Raw genomic sequence first — 17,285 nt, 5'->3', positions numbered from 1 at the left:
CGACCACAAATCCTCGGAGATGCGTCTCCTTCTCTCCCGACCCCTCAGCTACGACTCGAAACCAGGTCTTCGATGAACCGGAAGCCGTTCATGAACGTCACCGAGTCCCCGTAGCCCTCGCTCGCGAGCACGGTTTCAGCCCCCTCCCCAGCCGCGATATCCGCCGTGTAGATGTAGACCTCAGTCACCATTCCCGCACTTAGATGCTGGGCAGCGAGGGCCGCGAGTGCGGCGTCCGCTCGCTCGACTTCGTCGGCGGGCCGGTCGTCGGCGTTCGCGATGTACCGCTGGACGCCGTCCATGGCTCGCGAGACGATCGGCTCGGAGAACTCGAGCGGCGCCGCAACCGTCGCCCACCCCTCGTCGATTGCGTCGTCGACAGGCGGGGCTTCGATGTCGGGGTCGTCGACGGTCAGCTCCTCGTACACCCGTTCCGGCAGGACGAAGGTGATGTCGTTCCGACGAGCGAAGCGCCGCACTGCCTGGTAGCGACTGTTCGAGGGCTGTCCCATCGCGACGAACAGGCCGGTGTCGGCGATGTGGAGCCGGCTCACACGTCGTCAGTACCGTCGCCGTCCATGGCCAACTCGTCGAGTCCCGCCCCAGCCTCCTCGATGTCGTAGTGCTCGTGGACGACGGGCCGGAGTGCCTGGAGGATCATCTCCGCGGCCAGCGGCGAGATGTCGAGATCTTCCGCCATCAGGCGGTGGGTCACCTCGCCGCGCTCGCGGGCGACGGCGTAGGTGAGCGCGGTCGCGAGGCCGGCGACGCCGTGGCGGTCGATGTAGGTATCGATGTCGGCATCCGTTTCGCGGCGGCCGACGGCGTCGATGAGCGCCGGCGTGATCGTGTACTCGCGGTCGCCCGCAGCCGTCGTCACGGTCAGGTCGATCTCCCGGGCGGCGTACCGGCGTGGCTGTTCGTCGTCGGTGACGTCGACGACGCCGGCGTCGACGAGCCGATTGACGTAGCTGTAAGCGGTTCCCTGTGCGAGCTCGAGGTCGTCCATTACGTCCTGGACGGTCGCCTCCCCCTCCCGAGCGAGGTACGCGTACAGCTGGGCGAGCTGTGGCTCCTCGAGGAGATCGGCGACCGAGAGGAAGTCCTGGACGATGTCGCCGTCCGCGCGGTTTGAGGTGCGTGACACGATTCGTTCTTGATTACAGTTTACAGCGAATCAGTAAAGAGTGTTTGGGTTACTCTGCCGGCGTCGCGACGAGATGCTCCTCGAGATCGCGCGTCCAGTACGTCGCGAGTCCGCCCGGACTACAGCGGGCGCACAACTGTATCGGGCCTTCCAGATGCCCCAGTTCGACCCGGAACCGCGTGAGCGCCGCGAGCGTGTCGACGACAAGACCACAGCCGTCACAGGCGACGTGATCGCGCTCGTCGGGATCCGGCTCCGTCTGGATCGCGCAGTCGACGCAGATCGGGTGGGTGACCCGTTCGTCCTGTCCCCAGGTGTGCGCCTCGCCGACCTCGGCGCCGGGCGAGGCGTCGCAGAAGGCACAGCCAGAGAGCGTCTGTTGCATCACTGCCCTCCTTCGCCGGCGTCGCGAGCGGCGGTCCAGCCTCGATGGAAGACCGCCAGTTGGAGAATCGAGTCGAATGCCTCGTCGCTTGGCTCGTGGACGAGAACGCGTTCGTCGGGGATGGGAGTGACGACGTCGTCGTCGACGAGGTCATTGACCAGAGAATGGGCTCTCCTGTCGTCGATATCCGCTACTGCGACGCGGGCAGCATCTTGATCCTGTGCGACGAGTTCCGCTTCAAACCATTCGTGGTCGGCTGATGCATCGTCGAGTACGTCTGTACCGGGCATGGGAATCACGTCGGCGCGTATTGACGCGCCTCGGCCTCTCAGGCGCGGAGAAACTACTCCGCTGCCACGCCGTTAACCAACATCGCGGAAGTCTGCGGTTCTGTGTTGGTTAACNCGCGCCTCGGCCTCTCAGGCGCGGAGAAACTACTCCGCTGCCACGCCGTTAACCAACATCGCGGAAGTCTGCGGTTCTGTGTTGGTTAACGATATAGTGGGCTCAGAACTGATGAATAGGCACCACGCGGAACGTATCTGGATCAGTGTTCGGCGTCTCGTCAATTCGGTCAAGCGATAACTGCGAGAGTCGACTGACCAGTTCGTTACGAACTGCTCCACGGCTGACTATTGTTTCGTGCCAGCCGAGACGGTCGTCGAAATACCGCTTCTGGAACCGCTGCCCGACGTCGTCGACGGCGATGAACTGTGTCCGCTTCACGCCCGCTACGCTCGTCGAGACGAACTCGGCTCCGACGTCTTCGTAGGTAAGTTCGACAAGTACGCACTCAACAAATGAGACGATGCCAGTCGGACTTCTGTTGTGAGGGAGCGCCAGTTCGAGATCTGTCCACGGTTCGTCGCTCGGTTGTTCAGTGTACTCGCTATGAAGTCGTGATCGCTGTTGCTCGTAGTCGGAAGACATGGTTGTTGAGTGGGGGCCTACGACAGCCCCCCTCGCCCCTCTCGGGGTGACAAACTCCACCGCAGATCGCACCCTCATCTAATGAGTGTATTCTGATATATCGGCTAGAGACTGTCGTCGTTTGATGGCCCTTCGGCCGGAGAGAGCCAGCGGCGTTTGCACCCGTGTACCCTAGCCTTCCTTTGGATGATTTTGGAGGTTCAGAGAGAGTTGAAACGGCCTTAGATTTAGCAAGAGTCCCGTCGGGCAGTTCTCAGGCGTTACTAATGTCCTCGACGGGTTCCGAAAGATGGTGATCCAGCGAGATTGTGCTTGACGAGGTGTTGAAAGCCCCGTATTCGAGAGGATTGGAGTCAAATTAGAATCAAGCCCTAGCAGAACTGACCGACCCCAACTGATGAGTTGCGAGACTATCTTTCCAGCACGGTACCCATTCTTGTCCAAATTGGTCGACTGAAAGCCTGAAAAGTGCATGACGAGTTTTCAACCTCCGTCACATCGCTGTCCGCTGAGAATAGTAATCTAACTGATGGTTGGCTATCTGCGTCAGAACTCGTTTCCGTTACCCTCCGTTCCACTTAGTTGGTCATACATCTCGTCTGGGAATGGGAGACTTCCCCAGATCGAGTAGGGGCACTGCTCCTGGCCGATGCAGTACCGCTGCATATCGTCGTTGTCACAGTTCATCGGAAGCGGGGTGTCGCCTCCAATGGTGTTCGAGAACTCGTAGCGTATCTGGTAATCGGTGACCTGTTCGTCGTACCAAGGCCATCTCGAGAAGACGCCCTTGAGGTCTGCAACAATCGTCTCAAGGTCGCTGTCCTGATACTGTGGCAGCCACATCACCATCCGGGCGAAGTTGTACAGGTCCTTTCGGACTGGCTTCTTCTCGTGGAGGCGCTCGGCCATATTGGCCATACAGGGGAGTTCGAACAGGTCCTCGATTGTCTCGACGTCGATGGACTGGACGCCACGCGAAGACCCCTGAACCCGATAGTGGTTCGTATTTCCGTGCTCTCGAATGGTCAGGCACCGGTGGTCGCGCTGGGATGCGAGAAGGTTTCCGAGACTTCGAGGACTCGAGATGCGATTACACACGTCTCGCTTCCAGCCCGCTTCCGGGTCGTGCGCCTCCACTGCCTCAAACAGCTCCTTCGCCGAGTGGAACTCCCCCAGTGAGACGACCTCGTCTGGAGCGTCTCGAATCGCGTCTCTAAGCACACGGATGGTCCGTTCACCAGGGTTCCAATCTCGCCAGATTCGTTCGTGGTGTCCCGTCTCGATGAAGCGGTCGATACGCTCTGTGATGGCTGACTCATTCGTCGTTAGCCACGTCTGCTGGTCTTCAGAGAGATTCTCCTCCTGGACTCGCAGGAGCTTCTTGAACGCACGTCTGGCGTACTCGCGATACTTTGTGTCGAAATCACCGACGGGCACATAGAGGCAGTTGTTTTCGACGCGAGTGAGCAACTCCCCGGCTTCTCCGGTCTCAGTTTCGGCATGAACGAGGCACTTCCTCGATGCTGCGGCCATCGGGATTTCGAGATACAACCCGTCACCGAACTTGGGCATCTCTTTGATCCCCGTACAAACGCGACCGGGGTGTGGTCCGTCCTCTCCGGGGTCTTTTGCGTATAGCACCTCTGCGATATCCTGTTGGAGACTCCCATCACCGAATTCTCGAAGGAGAGAGGCGAGATTGTTGACGTAGAGTTCGCGAATATCGTAGAGGACCTGTATCTTCCGTGGCGGGGCGTGCTCGAACTTCGGGTGCGCCTTAACGCAGATAGCACTCAACGTCGCGAGGACAGCGAGTATTCCAGGTTCATCGACGAAGGGTTTCTCTGCGGCGTTGGCTCTGACATCTTCTTTGAATGCCGCCGTCCCAAACCGTTCGAGGTCGGTCAGTAGATCACCTGGTTGCTCTTCGCCGTCGACGATATAGCGATTGTAGCCCCGGGTGAACAGTTGGTTGATTCGTGTCGTACCATATTCGGGCGGAAGCGTCGCAACGCGATAGGCAGCCCGCTCGTCCTCAACAGGCGTTGACTGAGTCATTCTCTGAGCACCTCCGGTCTCGCAGACCGAACGTCGAAGTTCGGGCTCTCGATGGGTGTGACGATACGACAGACGTCAGCGTGCAACGAGTAGGGGAGCCGAGCAACCCGGCGACGGTCGGCGGTAACTACTGGGTCGATGGGAATCTCGTAGGTGTCTTGCAGAAGGTCGTTCAGCACTTCCCGGCTCTTGGCGTCATATCGATGGGAAAGGTCGGTATCGAGAAGGTAGACATGAACGCCCTGACCGCTGTACACTACCATCGTCTCCTCAGCGTTGAAGTCGTCCTCGAAGATGTCTCGCACCTCGAAACCGTATTCGATGGCCTGATCGATATCATCGAAGGCATACGGGTAGCCTGCCGGGTCTGCGTCGAGAATACCCGCGGCATCGAGTAATTCCTCGCTGTCTCCCGAACCATCCTCATCCGACACTACCCGTGTTGCTCGCTCCCGAGCGATCGTTTTCGCGTCGATATCGATGAGGAGCACCCACGGTCGTTCCCAGTGGTCGAGGGCGTAGTAGACCGCATTAGGACGCGGGTCTGGTTTGTCGAGTAGATCAGGATCGACGAGTGCGAAGTCGCTCCGCCCAAGTGGATCGTTCCGTGCTGGATGGCGGATGAACTCGAGGACGTCGTCGAAGTCGTGGAACGCTGCTGAGGTCCGGTCACCTGAGGCGTTCGTCTGCCACGTATCTCGCCGGATGAAGTCCTTGTCTGGGACTCCGTCTTTCCGTACCGGATGTGGTTCTCGAAACGCGAGTGCGTACTGTTTCGGCCCCTTCGCGGTGATAAACGACGGGAGTTCGTCGACATACGAGGGAAACTCCTCCGTGTAGTACCTGTAGATCTCCTCGTGGGTTGCGTGGCGCCAACTCATGAATTGAACTCCTCGTCAAGCTTGTTGAAGCTCCGAATCGTCGTCATCCCTTCTGCGGTTAGCGATTCAACGGCTTCCCGAATATCCGAGAACCGACGCGCGGCGCGCCCACCTACGCTATGCTCTATCCGGTCGACTTCTGCGAGACAGTCCAACACCTCAACGGCTGTCTCGCGCCTGTTGAACGCCCAGACAGCGTTCGCATCCACCGCACTCTGCTTGTCATAGTCGTCAACCGGTGCGTGTTTGTTGTTACTCGCGAGTTCGGCTTCACCGACCCACACGAGTTCCCCGTCAGCGTCGAAGCCGGCGACGTCGAACACCGTCTCCTCATCGTATTCGTAGTACGGCTTGACCTGCGCGACGTCGTCGCGGGAGTCTAACCACAGTTCGAGCAACTTCACACCGACCTTGTGCGGTGTCTTCTCACCGATGTCCCCCTGACCAGTACCGGCCTTGAGCTTCTGACCAAGGAGTTCACGCCCTGCCGGGAGGGCAGTATAATATTTCCGACTGCAGGCTCGCCCTTCTTCCAGCAGGTTTTGCTCAGCGAGGCGTTGTACGTCCAGATTCTCAAAATCGCTCTTGAACGCACTCATATGATTTAGGAGCGTGTGATTTGGTGCATCTCTGTTCATCACGTCCAAGACGCGAGCCAAGAACCGAACATCATCATGAGTAAGCCCACGGCGCTGGAGCTCGTCATCCGGGACGGGTACACCACCAGACTGGACTGGTGACGACCCATTTTCGTCGACAGCAGCCATCTCTTCTTCATCGGCTGGTTTGTCCGACTCAGCCATTCCGGCATTCGCAAACAGGGAGGTGGTGGTGTCAGCGCCGTTCTCTTTCTTCTCTTCGTCGCTTGCTGAACCACTGGTTGCTTGTCCGATGAACGACGACTGCGGCGAGTCCACCGAGTTAGCCGAATCAGCTGGTGCCGGCTGTTTATTGTTTGGTCTACTCCCCCAGCCCTTGTCTTCGGCTGTCTCCGGTTCGCTGGTAGTCTCTGCAAGCCCATACCGGGCCTGTGTTCGCTCCGAAAGCCGTGGCAGGGCCACAGTCTCGAAGTGGTCCGCCTGTTCGACAGACAACGACTCGTCGCTCTCTGGATGACCGGCCGCTATCGGGAGCGGCTTCACCGAAAACGGGGCCGGGCCTGTCTCCCCGAATGACGGACTCGGGAGTTGGGCGATCCACTCTCCGCTGGGGAGCGTATTAATCCGATTTCGGAGGTCAGTCGGGCTCAGATCTTCGTGGGCCAGCGATTCAGCGAGGTCATGCTCAATCGAGATGTTCCCAATGAGCTTCGTCTTGATGTTGTTGAGAACCTCGTCGTAGGCGCGTTCGTTACGGTTTCGAACCTGCCCGGGGAACTGCATTACCAGTCCCATACTCAGACCGAACGACCGTCCCTGTGGAAGCAACTGCTCGGAGACGAGTTTCGTTGCTGCAACAGGAGCGGCCTCTTCGATGATGAGATTGGTAAGGTTCTCGTAGTCCGTATTCCCGTCACGTCGACGCACCTGTACTGCATCCCAGAGGTTACTCAACAGGAGAAGTGTGATCGCTCGCTGTGCCTCCGGACGGAGGTCGCCTAAGTCGAACAGAATCGTGGCGTCTTCGTCGAGGAACTCACGGAAGTCGAATCTGTTATCGACGTATTCGCCGTTGTCGTCCCGTTCCGGAGCGTGGCTGAAGATCCGTCGCAGGTGGGCGTCTTCTCTGAGTTTATCGAGGCGGTTCCCGACAGCGTCCATCGACACTTGGAACTGGTGGTCATCCTTCGCGAAGTGCCGCGTGAGCGACTCCTCAACGCTCCGATTGTCCGCCGAAACCGGCGGCACAGTTCGCTCCCGCTGCATCTCGAGGGCGGCCGCAAAGAGGTCATCCAACCCGAAGATGTTGCTCCCGTACTCCTCGTCGAACAGCGCCTTGATGAGGTAGCTGAGAATCTCGTTTGCGACGAACGCTTGTCCGTACTGCTCGCGGCCCATGATCATCCGCATGATATCGTGGAAGTGGTCGACCTTGTCCTGAATCGCGTCCGCCCGATTCCGTCCAGCGTCGAGTGCCGGCCGAATATCGAAAAAGGAAAACGCGGGAATCGTCTCGGGGACGCGGAACTGGTAGACATCGTCGAGCCCGTTGAAGCGTTCGTAATGACTCCGAAGGTAGTTGACGCACATCCCGTCGCCCTTCGGGTCAACGATGACGACGGGACCACCAGTCGTCTCACGGAGCGACAGCGCATCGTTGATGATTGCTTTCGACTTCCCACTTCCAGTTGAGGCGAACCGACCGTAGTGTGTCGTCAGGAGCTTCGGCGGAATCCGAATCGGACGCTGTTGCGGCGAGCCGTTTTCATCGAGTGCATACCCGATGGCCATCCCTTCCCGGAACTGCTGGACTAAGTCGGGATTGGGCCACGGAAGCGGATCACGACTTTGCTGTTCAGCACGCGTCCCTCTCGTCCCTTCAACCGTCAGTTGGTCCGACGATGGTACTAAGATGAAGTTCGCAAGCTCAGCGCCACAGAGAACCAACTCCGGCCGGGTCTTACCACGTCCAGTCGTTACCTCTCGCGAGAGGAGTCGCTGGAGCGCTGCTCGCGCGTTTTGTTCTTTCTTCGATTGTCGGAAGCCACGATCTCGAAGTCGCGTCGCTTCNGAGCGCTGCTCGCGCGTTTTGTTCTTTCTTCGATTGTCGGAAGCCACGATCTCGAAGTCGCGTCGCTTCGATCTCGTAGAACGGGCCGTCGAGTGGGTCGAACACCGGCGCGAGTGACGACAGGCGGTCATCAAGGGCGTCGCGGCCAGCCTCGCTCGTTGGCACGCCAATTGCCCGAATATTCGTCGTGTACGAGCGCTTGGGATTGACCGCATCAATCGCATCAAGCCGCTTGACGACGATGTCACTCAACTCATCACGAGTCCGCCGCTCATACTCTAGTTCGGGGTCAAGCAGGTCGCCAAGGATCTTCTGCGACAGCGTATCCCGTCCATCATTCAAGTCCTCTTTGCGGAGTTCCGCATCCGCTTGCCAGCTCTCCCGGCGCTGAAACACGACTTGGAACGCGAGCGGTTCGCGTGCATCATTCAGGTGGTCGATCAGCGACGCAAGCACAGCTCCCGGTTCGTCGACCGCCGGCAGCGTGCTCTCGTCAGGCGTCGCCGTCAGCGGAGTCAACGACGACATCCAGTCTTGCTTCCGAACTGCCGACCCACACCACCGCACGCCCCGTGGTGAGACGGCGTCGGCCGCGGCGCGGGCGAGAATCGTCCCATCTGCGGCTACTGTCGGCTTCTCGACCGACGTGGGTGGAACCTCGTCAGCGAGCGAGTCAGTCGTTTCAAGTTCGACAACTGTCTCTCCAATCGACACCAGTCCGTCCGCCGTTCTGCCACCCATCTCGTCGGCAGCGTCCGTCGGTGAACCCTCAGACTCACGTGTTGTGGTTGTGCCGCCGTCTGGCGCTGTGCCGGCGTCGACGTCTGCAGCCGAATACTGTTCGTCGTCGGTGAACTCGTACTGTAGGTCACCCTGCTGGTAGCGCTCAACGAACTCCTCATGAGACAAGGCAACTGGGTGAATCAACTTCGACGCGACGTCCACCTCGACACGCTCGATGTCGAACGTCTTCGGATAGATCGACCGAAGTCGCTCTTCGAGTGTGCCGAGATAGTCGTCGGCTCCATAGTAGAACTCAACCGGCGCGTCTTGTCCGGTACTGAGTGCGAGGAACTCGAAGCACGGTGGGGTCGCGGATGTAAACGGGGTGAGTTTCGACCACAGCCCCGAGCTGTCAGGGGTCAGTTTGTGGAGACTCTCGAGCGTTTTCGGGATGCCACGAGGAGTAAGTTCCTCTNGCCCCGAGCTGTCAGGGGTCAGTTTGTGGAGACTCTCGAGCGTTTTCGGGATGCCACGAGGAGTAAGTTCCTCTGAAGTGGGTGTCACGCGAAGATACTCACGCTCACGCATCGCCGGTACCTCCAAGCTGGCCGTTGTCAGTTGCTGTTGAATCAGTCTGCATGTCTTGTGACTCTCCGTTTGCTTGCTGCGCTAACTCCGTCCGAAAGGTCTCAATCTCGGGTGAGACCGCCGTCTCACCAGCACCGGGCAGCGACGCCCGGCGCTGCTCGGTCGGGTCGAAGTCGATGACTTCCTTCTCTTTGGACATCGCTTCGACTCTGATACCACGCCATTCGCCGTCGACGCCAACGAGTGCCTCAGAGAAGCCAGCGTCTTCGTTCCCGGGAACCGCGTCCTGTACGTACCGCATCTGGGCGTGATTCAGGCCGAACTCGTCGGCCCACTCCGCGTCCATCCCATCCAAGCGATGGAACTGCTTGACGGCACACTGGTCGAGGATGGCTTCGGACTCGGCGTGTTCGAAGAACTCGTCGACGGTCTGGGTGACCAGCCGAATCGAGAGGTCGTGGTGGCGGTGGTGTCGGAACACCGTTTCGAGGAACGCCAGACTCGCGGCGTCCTGCATGATATACCGCGCTTCGTCGATGACAAACACGACCTCTTTGTCCGTCTCTTTCGCTCGCTCGTAGACGAGCGAGATGAGCAACTGCATCGTCAGCGCNACCTCTTTGTCCGTCTCTTTCGCTCGCTCGTAGACGAGCGAGATGAGCAACTGCATCGTCAGCGCCGTACTGCTGTCGACGCTCCCCTCTTGCTGGGCGAGGTCGAGATAGATGACTTTCTCGTCACGGATGTCGAACTCCGATTCCTTCCCGAGGTTCGCGTAGCGGCCTGCTTCTTCGAAAGGTCGCAGTTGATCGATCAACCACGTCGCATCGTCGCTAAGTTTCTCAGCTTCCGCATCCGACCGGACGACGAACGACTCGGGGTCGTCGACCATCTCTTCGAAGACGTCCAGCATCTCTCGAATCGTCGGGCTAGGGTTGCCGTGTGTCGTGATATCATCGGTGATGCCATGACGCTCGTAGGCCTGTCTGAGACCGAGTTCGAGCGTCGTTCGGCGGTCACCGAGTGAGATGCCGCGGAGAGCGAAGAAATTCGTCAGGAAGCTCATCGCGTCGTCGAGTTTCTCGTTGAACGGACTCGCGTCCTCACCCATCGCCCGTTGGACGTGTTCGGGCGTCTGGCGGATTTCGAGTGGATTCAACCCGAGCGTCCCACCGACGGTAATGCGCTTGGCGTCGAGCGCTTCGGAGACGCCCGCCCAGTTGTTGAGCGGTTCGAGAATGATCCCGATGCGGTCCTTGCTCTGTTCGATCGACCGGATGAAGTTCTCCTTCGCACCGAACGATTTGCCAGACCCGGTATCTCCCACCGTAAACATCGCATAGCCGTTATCGCGGGCAAACGGGTCGATGACGACCGGACTCTGGTTGTCCTTGTGGATCCCGAACTCGACGCCTCCTTCTTCGAGAATCGTCGCGTTGTGTGGCGACGCTAAGAGGGAACCAACAGCACCGCCGAGGGCAATCGACTCCCGACCAAAGACGTTGTCGCCNGCCTCCTTCTTCGAGAATCGTCGCGTTGTGTGGCGACGCTAAGAGGGAACCAACAGCACCGCCGAGGGCAATCGACTCCCGACCAAAGACGTTGTCGCCGATTGGGGCGACGGACTGGAGCGCGAGATCCTGCCGGCAGATAGCCGTCTTCGGCGTGAGGTTCGCCGGTTCGTCACGGAGCGCGCTTTTGACTGCTCTGACGGTATCTCGGAGGTCGTCCGTGTCGTCGGCGCGGACGGTGACGAACAGGCCTTGGTCGAACACACTCGCGCCGCTCTCGACGGCCTTGTACGTCGCCGCTGCCTCGTTGGCTCGCTCTTGGAGGTACTCACTCCGGACGCTCTGTTCTAAATCCGCGTCGACCTGCAGGTCGTCCGCAATATCCTGCAGTTCGTTTCGCGCGCGCTGTTGCTTCTTCGGCGTGATGTGCGCCGTCAGGTCGAACTCAACGTCGGTCAACTCGAAGAGGTCACTCAAGTAGCCGTCATTCGGGTAGTCGGCGTAATCAGCGATGTACAGCGTCGTCGTCCATTGCTCACCGACACGGGCAGCTCGCGTCTCCCATTCGATTGCCGCNGTACAGCGTCGTCGTCCATTGCTCACCGACACGGGCAGCTCGCGTCTCCCATTCGATTGCCGCCGGTGCTGTCGCCGTCTTGTGTGACTCCGAGATGTCGTCGAGGAGTTGACCTTCCGCGTCACCCGCTTCGAGGGTTTCCTCGTCGAGGACATCCGAAAAGTCGACTTCCGGCTCGTCGTCGGTGTGGTACCGCTGCCAGAGAGCTGTTCCGCCGACGCCGAGGAGCATGATGGTCCCCAGATAGAATGCTGCACCTTCGGGGGATGTCGGCTGTTGAGCCCACTGGGTGAGTTGCGTGAGAATATCACGACTCGACTGCAACGGGAGGTTACGCATCGAACGCCTCCTCCCGGCGTGAGCGACCGAGAATCGGCTGTTCGCGAATTACGTCTGCTTCGGTCTCGAAATCGTGTTCCTCGCCGTTCCAGAAGTCCATGTTCAGAACGAACAACTCGACCGTGCTAAGTCGGTGGGCAGACCAGCCGGAGGCCTGCTGGATGAACTCGGAACGGACGTCTGCGATCCGGTCGTCCAGCTTCTCGAACATCTGGGCGCGGCGTTCGACGTCAGAGAGGTCCTCTCGTCGTGTGACGAACGGGTTGAACAGGATGCCAATCACGGGGAACTGCGTCAGCTTTTCAGCCGGCGTTCCCTCGTCGCGGTATCGGTCGTAGACTTCGAGTGGCGAGACTTCTACACCGATGTAGTACCGAACTTGCTGGATGCCGCGGTCACGCATCTCTTTAGGCCGCGTCTCCCGATACTCCTCGAGGAGTTCCCGGAAGATTGGGTTCTGTGTGACGTCTTCGTCGGTGAGTCGCTCCTCGATCGTCTCGGTGATCTGTTCGACCGGGAATGACCGGGTTGTTGCGTGGAATTTGAGCTTCGAGTCGAGTTCTTTGTTGGCGAACTCGGTGCCTGCGTCCTGGAGNGTTGGGCCCAGTCGTCGGCCATCGCGAAGTCCATGTTCCCCGGGTCGATTTCGATGAACGCCTCCATCGCGCCGTCAGTCCGCTGAATCGCGCCGGCGCCAGGCCACGCTCGCTCGATATTCGTGAGGTCTTGGGTTCGCTCGTCGGGAGTAAACGGCGTGTAGTTCGCGAGCCCGCCCTCGTTGCGCACGGTCTCGTTCGTTTGGCTGTCCGAGTGTTCCGGCGCACTCAACGTAATCCGTGGCCGTTTGGCGTAGCGATAGACGTCTTTCGTCCAGGTCCACGCGTTCAGATGGTCGGGGGTGACGTAGACGATGGCCGCGCCCATCCCGAGGCCGCTTGCAATAAGTGGGACGGCAAGTGATTCAATGCCCGTGAGGCCGGCGAGGAGCAACCCACAGATGGGGAGAGCGATGAGGATGCCGACGTCACCTTCTTCGATGTTGAGGTAGGGGATGCGACTCGCTTCGCCGAACTGGTCCATGATACGCCGGGCGGCTGTGTCTTGATCTGTCGACATTGTTAGCGGGTTCGGGGTTCGTTTTCGGTCCGCCGGTACGACGGCAGTCCGTCGCTGTCATCAGTCGAGTCACGCTGTGCGGCTGCTCTCTGGGCGAGGGCTTGGCCGGCGGCGGCTTTCGGTCCCCACCGGGCGGCCGTCGTTGCGACGCCAGCGCCGCCAAGGTACGCGCCGGCTGCAACGCCGCCGACCAGGGCTGCGCCTCGCGTTGCACCGCCGATCACCTTCGCGGTGAGGGGTGTCGCGTACGTGAACGTCTTCCAGGTGAGATAGAGCGCGATTAGCGGAAGTGATGTCGCGACAAGATACTTCAGAAATGGGCTGTTAGGCGTGAGAACGCCTTCAGAATAGAGTAAATCGTATCCCTTGAACACGACTGCCGCAGGAAGAGGGAGAACTGCAAGAGGGACAAACCGCTTACAGAACCCCATAGCGATGTCAGAAAGAACAGGAAGGTTACCATAGGCGATGGCAAATGCGATGGGCATTCCGTACACATAGACGTAAACCAAGACCTCTCGAATGTAGTAGAGAGCTTCAAGCACCCACATCGAAAGACCGCCCATGACAGCGAAGAGTAAGCTGAGACCGGGGTTGGTTACTGCTTCTCGGAGGAAATTCAGCATGACATCGCCTAGCGAACTCAAACTCGGCAGAAGGGCGATTGTAAACCCATCAACGATATACAGACCAAGGACGCTTACCCAGTACCAACTGACAATAAGACACGCCCCAATCCAGGCAGTCTTCTTCGTGCGTCTGGCTTTGTACTCACTCCCGACATTGAAAATCCGCATCGTGTGTCGCCCCTGAACGCACATCACCAACAAGAGTAGCGAGATCAGCATGATCTCACCGCCGACGAGAGCATCTCGAATGGCCGGCCATGCACCATTCGTTGGTGTCCCGAAAACGAACACACCATCAGTTTCGGGAGTCGGGGTTCCGAACATCTCAGTAGAAAGCGTCTCGTATCCCTGATTTACACCCTGCATGAACAGAGACGTCACCCAAGCAACGATCTTCTTGAATCCCTCTAAGACGATATCAATCAGATCAACCATCGCTATACCTCGCTAATCGTAATCTCACAGTTGTTGAACTCGTCTGAAGCAGAGTACTGGACTTGGTATGTTTCAGAGACTTTCTTTGCGTCAACTCGCGTTTCTAAAACGACATCAAGTTCTCCCGATTGGGGTTCATCTTTACACGAGACTCCCTCAGCTCGAATGAACGCAAATGGAGACCGATAGCTGTATAGCGTGATTTTTTGACCAGGAGGAACAGTTACTGCAGCTGTTTCAGCATCTGCATCTGGGTCGTAGATACCACTCACACCATCGGCATCAGCGTAATTAGTCCCTTCTTCATCAGAGGGATACGGAACATCACCGAGGAAGAGTAATTTTGTGACTGCGTTTGGCCCTGTTCCACCGTTCTCAACAGTTACAAACGCCTCATCAGTAACTTCGTCACCCGAAGAGTTCCACATCTCCTCTGGCTGATTTCTCCCAATCCCCATCTCGACGATGCTGAGGTCCGGTTGAATGGAAAGTGAGCCCTCAGCAACAGTTTCGTCACCATCCAGCGCGACGATACGGTACCCACCGGGCTCGTAGGCAGTCCCGATTTCGAACGAAACCTGTCGTGCGCCGGCGGCAAGCCCGCGCTTCCCGAAGAGCTCCCCATTCGGCTGAATGAGGTTTACCTGTTCGACGGGTGCGTCAGCATCAACCTCCACAACGATGGCTTGCCCCTCAACAGCGATGCGTGAAAGCGGGCCAGCACGCTCGGTCGTCGTCGACGTCTGGTCGGGCGTCGTCGTGTCCGAGTTACGACTACTATCAAGGCAGCCGGCAACGCTGGCGAGGGCGGCCCCGCCAACGGTTCGGAGGACGGTACGTCTATCAATCCGTGAATCGGTTGGAATCATTGGTTTCGGTAGTAGCTATCTGTCGGTCCAAACATACGGAGGAGTCGGCGACCGGCGTAGAACGTCACGACGAACGGAATCGCCTGCCAGCCGACTTCGAACACGAATGCAACCCAACCCTCGAGAGTCCCGAGTGGGTGCCAGCGAACGGAGGCCGTATCACCCACATACGCCGGGTCGTGGCCAAGCCACGTGCCCGGGTGGTAGCGAGCGGTGTAGATCCCCGGTTCGTCAAGGATGACGACTGCGACGCCACTCTCGTTGGTCTCAACACGCTGGTCACCCACCGTGATGTAGCCGCTGTGTGACGACCCGCCAATCGGGTACTGTCGGTCACTCCCATTCGACGCGATCGGCGCACCCGTCTGATTATCGCGCAACTCGACTCGGAGCGTCGCGTTCGACGTCGTCTGCGAAACGAGCTCAACAGAGAGGTTACTCTCNCCCGTCTGATTATCGCGCAACTCGACTCGGAGCGTCGCGTTCGACGTCGTCTGCGAAACGAGCTCAACAGAGAGGTTACTCTCGCGAAGTTGTCGCGCCGACCCGACTTGGGGGTCGACAACCGTGGCATTCACCCCGCGAACGATCCCCCCTACCCGAAGGGCTTCGGGGTCGACAGTCTCTGCGCGGACGGCCAATCCGTACGTGGGCGTGTACGACTCGTTGACGACCTCGATAGTCACGTTCTCGCCGATCGTCTCACGGGGTGACGCCCGGTCAACCCCCCACGTGTCGATGATATCCGGCCCATCGCGAACCGGCTCTGCTCGCGGTCCGATCTGTGAGGGGTACGCGTGAACTCGGACGGGAATCGCATCCGACTGTGCCGTGGTTGTCGTTGACGCGGTCGATGTGACGAGGGTGTCCCAGTTCGTGTTCCGAGCGGTGTAGAATCGCCACACACCACGGACTCTGGAGTTCTCATCGGTGGTGAGCGTATAGCCCTGCCACGGGCGGGACTGGAAAATCGCGACGCCAGTATCCCCGTTCGGGTACTGCGCGTAGTAGGGGTACGCCGCGAGGTCGTAAATCTCGGCATCGAGTGTATCTGAGACAGTTCGTGTCTCGGTCCGGTAGTTGACTGTCGTCTCAGATTCGCCACCAACCGTTGTCTCGACGGTCTTCTTGAGGCGAACGGAGATGTTCGCTTCGAGCGTGAGATTCGCGCTCCACGAGTGAGTAGTCTGATACTGTAATTCTGGCGTGTGAGTGCCGCTCGCAGTTGCNGAGATGTTCGCTTCGAGCGTGAGATTCGCGCTCCACGAGTGAGTAGTCTGATACTGTAATTCTGGCGTGTGAGTGCCGCTCGCAGTTGCGACTGGAATGCCGTCGATTTTCAGACGGATGTTCTCAATCTCATGGGAGACGAGTGCCCAGTCGGTAGTCCGGTTGCCCGTTTCGTTCCTGGTTGGAACGCGAACGCGGTAATCGACGAGTCCACGAACCGTCCCGTTGGGAGCGATATAGAGCGGTGTCTCACCTGCGTCGAGATGCCCGCGCGTCGATGGCGTGACCGCGAAAATCGTCGCGTGCGCATCATCGATGAACGTCCCATCTTCGAGTGACGCATGAGACGGGTACGTCGACGTGTCGGGTCCGCCGGCGTCGAGATCAGCGAAGTCGTTGCGCGTCCACGTCGCGGCTGTTGCCGGCGGGCGCGTGAACGTGATGTCAGTCCCGTTGGCGAGTTGGTGGAGTGCCGTTCGGTCGTCGCCGTACTGCTGCTGGTAGTCTTGTTGGCTGACGTAGCGGTCGCTATCGCGAGACCAGAGCGTCGCCGCCTCGCTTTCCGTGAGGCCGTTTGTCTCAGTCCCTGGTCTCGGGGGCTGTGCCGTGGCGAGGCCGATAATGGAACTCGACACGAGCAACGCGGCTACCAGTACGGAGGGCACTCGATGCTCCATGGGAGGGTAAAGGTGGATTGGTGGGGCGCTTACCAGGGGGCGAGGTTCACGCAGTCGCCGAGTGGGAGGCCCATAATCGACGCCACGACGGTGTAAAGCGGGCCAAGCACCGCCAAGATGAGGGCGGATTTGAGTGCCGCGCGCTTGTGGACTTTGAGTCGCTTTTTCTGTTCGGGGCTGGCGGTGAAGATCTCAGCGAGGGAGTCGGCCTGCCAGATGACTGCTAACCCAATGAAGCCGAGCGTCGTCGTGATCTGGAAGAAGCCCTCGACCATCCCCGGCAATTTCTCAGCGCTGCAGACCACGCTGTCTTGTGCGGCAACTGGCTGGACAGCAGCGATCGTGAACAGGATGCTCCCGATTGCGACGTGTCGGAGGACAGTTCGGGAGGGCCGTTGCTGGTCGGCGGAGCGAGCGTCAGTCGGGGAGTGTGAGTCAGACATGAGGTCACTCGGTGTGGTCGTACACGAGCGCTTGGAGGTCGGCGTAGCGACTCGTCATGGTTGCAATCTCATCGAGC

The 17,285-nt window shown here is 59.2% G+C and carries 11 protein-coding genes and 3 pseudogenes; all 14 read right to left on the bottom strand.

Annotation, left to right across the window (positions count from 1 at the left end; translation table 11 throughout):
* Positions 1–44 precede the first annotated feature (44 nt).
* Positions 45–554 carry a hypothetical protein gene (locus C454_RS17670; protein WP_004977670.1) on the bottom strand — a complete coding sequence of 170 codons (510 nt, stop codon included), beginning with the start codon at positions 552–554 and terminating at the stop codon, positions 45–47.
* Positions 551–1,147 carry a DUF7437 domain-containing protein gene (locus tag C454_RS17665; RefSeq protein WP_004977669.1) on the bottom strand — a complete coding sequence of 199 codons (597 nt, stop codon included), beginning with the start codon at positions 1,145–1,147 and terminating at the stop codon, positions 551–553. Before C454_RS17665 ends, C454_RS17670 begins: the two co-directional genes overlap by 4 nt.
* 49 nt (positions 1,148–1,196) lie before the next feature.
* Positions 1,197–1,532, bottom strand: coding sequence for a DUF7558 family protein (locus C454_RS17660; protein ID WP_004977668.1), 336 nt, complete (start codon positions 1,530–1,532; stop codon positions 1,197–1,199).
* On the bottom strand, positions 1,532–1,822 hold the full coding sequence (locus C454_RS20935) for a hypothetical protein (protein ID WP_193363467.1): 291 nt from the start codon (positions 1,820–1,822) through the stop codon (positions 1,532–1,534). Before C454_RS20935 ends, C454_RS17660 begins: the two co-directional genes overlap by 1 nt.
* A gap of 217 nt (positions 1,823–2,039) precedes the next feature.
* Positions 2,040–2,462 (bottom strand): hypothetical protein, encoded by a 423-nt coding sequence (locus C454_RS19995; RefSeq protein WP_081605262.1) that lies wholly within the window; start codon positions 2,460–2,462, stop codon positions 2,040–2,042.
* A 546-nt stretch (positions 2,463–3,008) separates the two neighbouring features.
* Entirely contained in the window at positions 3,009–4,520 is a 1,512-nt protein-coding gene (locus tag C454_RS17650; RefSeq protein ID WP_004977666.1) for a primase-associated protein, read from the bottom strand.
* Complete coding sequence (locus C454_RS17645; RefSeq protein WP_004977665.1) at positions 4,517–5,401, bottom strand: bifunctional DNA primase/polymerase; 885 nt, start codon at positions 5,399–5,401, stop codon at positions 4,517–4,519. The genes C454_RS17650 and C454_RS17645 overlap by 4 nt, the downstream gene beginning before the upstream one ends.
* Positions 5,398–9,382, bottom strand: a pseudogene (locus C454_RS17640) (ATP-binding protein). Before C454_RS17640 ends, C454_RS17645 begins: the two are co-directional and overlap by 4 nt.
* Positions 9,375–11,809: pseudogene (locus tag C454_RS17635) on the bottom strand (VirB4 family type IV secretion system protein). The pseudogenes C454_RS17640 and C454_RS17635 overlap by 8 nt, the downstream one beginning before the upstream one ends.
* Positions 11,802–12,925 (bottom strand): annotated as a pseudogene (locus C454_RS17630) (hypothetical protein). The pseudogenes C454_RS17635 and C454_RS17630 overlap by 8 nt, the downstream one beginning before the upstream one ends.
* 2 nt (positions 12,926–12,927) lie before the next feature.
* The gene (locus tag C454_RS17625; RefSeq protein WP_004977664.1) at positions 12,928–13,989 is read right to left on the bottom strand and encodes a hypothetical protein; all 1,062 of its coding nucleotides are present in this window, start codon (positions 13,987–13,989) and stop codon (positions 12,928–12,930) included.
* Between the two features lie 2 nt (positions 13,990–13,991).
* Positions 13,992–14,858 (bottom strand): hypothetical protein, encoded by an 867-nt coding sequence (locus tag C454_RS19990; RefSeq protein ID WP_081605252.1) that lies wholly within the window; start codon positions 14,856–14,858, stop codon positions 13,992–13,994.
* Positions 14,855–16,765 (bottom strand): hypothetical protein, encoded by a 1,911-nt coding sequence (locus C454_RS17620; protein WP_004977663.1) that lies wholly within the window; start codon positions 16,763–16,765, stop codon positions 14,855–14,857. The genes C454_RS19990 and C454_RS17620 overlap by 4 nt, the downstream gene beginning before the upstream one ends.
* Positions 16,766–16,794: 29 nt before the next feature.
* Positions 16,795–17,208 (bottom strand): hypothetical protein, encoded by a 414-nt coding sequence (locus tag C454_RS17615; protein ID WP_004977662.1) that lies wholly within the window; start codon positions 17,206–17,208, stop codon positions 16,795–16,797.
* Positions 17,209–17,285 lie beyond the last annotated feature (77 nt).

The organism is Haloferax gibbonsii ATCC 33959, from assembly GCF_000336775.1.
Lineage (GTDB): Archaea > Halobacteriota > Halobacteria > Halobacteriales > Haloferacaceae > Haloferax > Haloferax gibbonsii.
This window is presented reverse-complemented; position numbering and strand designations above follow the sequence as displayed.

Coding starts and splice junctions, on each gene's coding strand:
- C454_RS17615 (WP_004977662.1), bottom strand. CDS start 17,208: ATGTCTGACTCACACTCCCCGACTGACGCTCGCTCCGCCGACCAGCAA.
- C454_RS17625 (WP_004977664.1), bottom strand. CDS start 13,989: ATGGTTGATCTGATTGATATCGTCTTAGAGGGATTCAAGAAGATCGTT.
- C454_RS17645 (WP_004977665.1), bottom strand. CDS start 5,401: ATGAGTTGGCGCCACGCAACCCACGAGGAGATCTACAGGTACTACACG.
- C454_RS19990 (WP_081605252.1), bottom strand. CDS start 14,858: ATGATTCCAACCGATTCACGGATTGATAGACGTACCGTCCTCCGAACC.
- C454_RS17650 (WP_004977666.1), bottom strand. CDS start 4,520: ATGACTCAGTCAACGCCTGTTGAGGACGAGCGGGCTGCCTATCGCGTT.
- C454_RS17660 (WP_004977668.1), bottom strand. CDS start 1,532: ATGCAACAGACGCTCTCTGGCTGTGCCTTCTGCGACGCCTCGCCCGGC.
- C454_RS20935 (WP_193363467.1), bottom strand. CDS start 1,822: ATGCCCGGTACAGACGTACTCGACGATGCATCAGCCGACCACGAATGG.
- C454_RS19995 (WP_081605262.1), bottom strand. CDS start 2,462: ATGTCTTCCGACTACGAGCAACAGCGATCACGACTTCATAGCGAGTAC.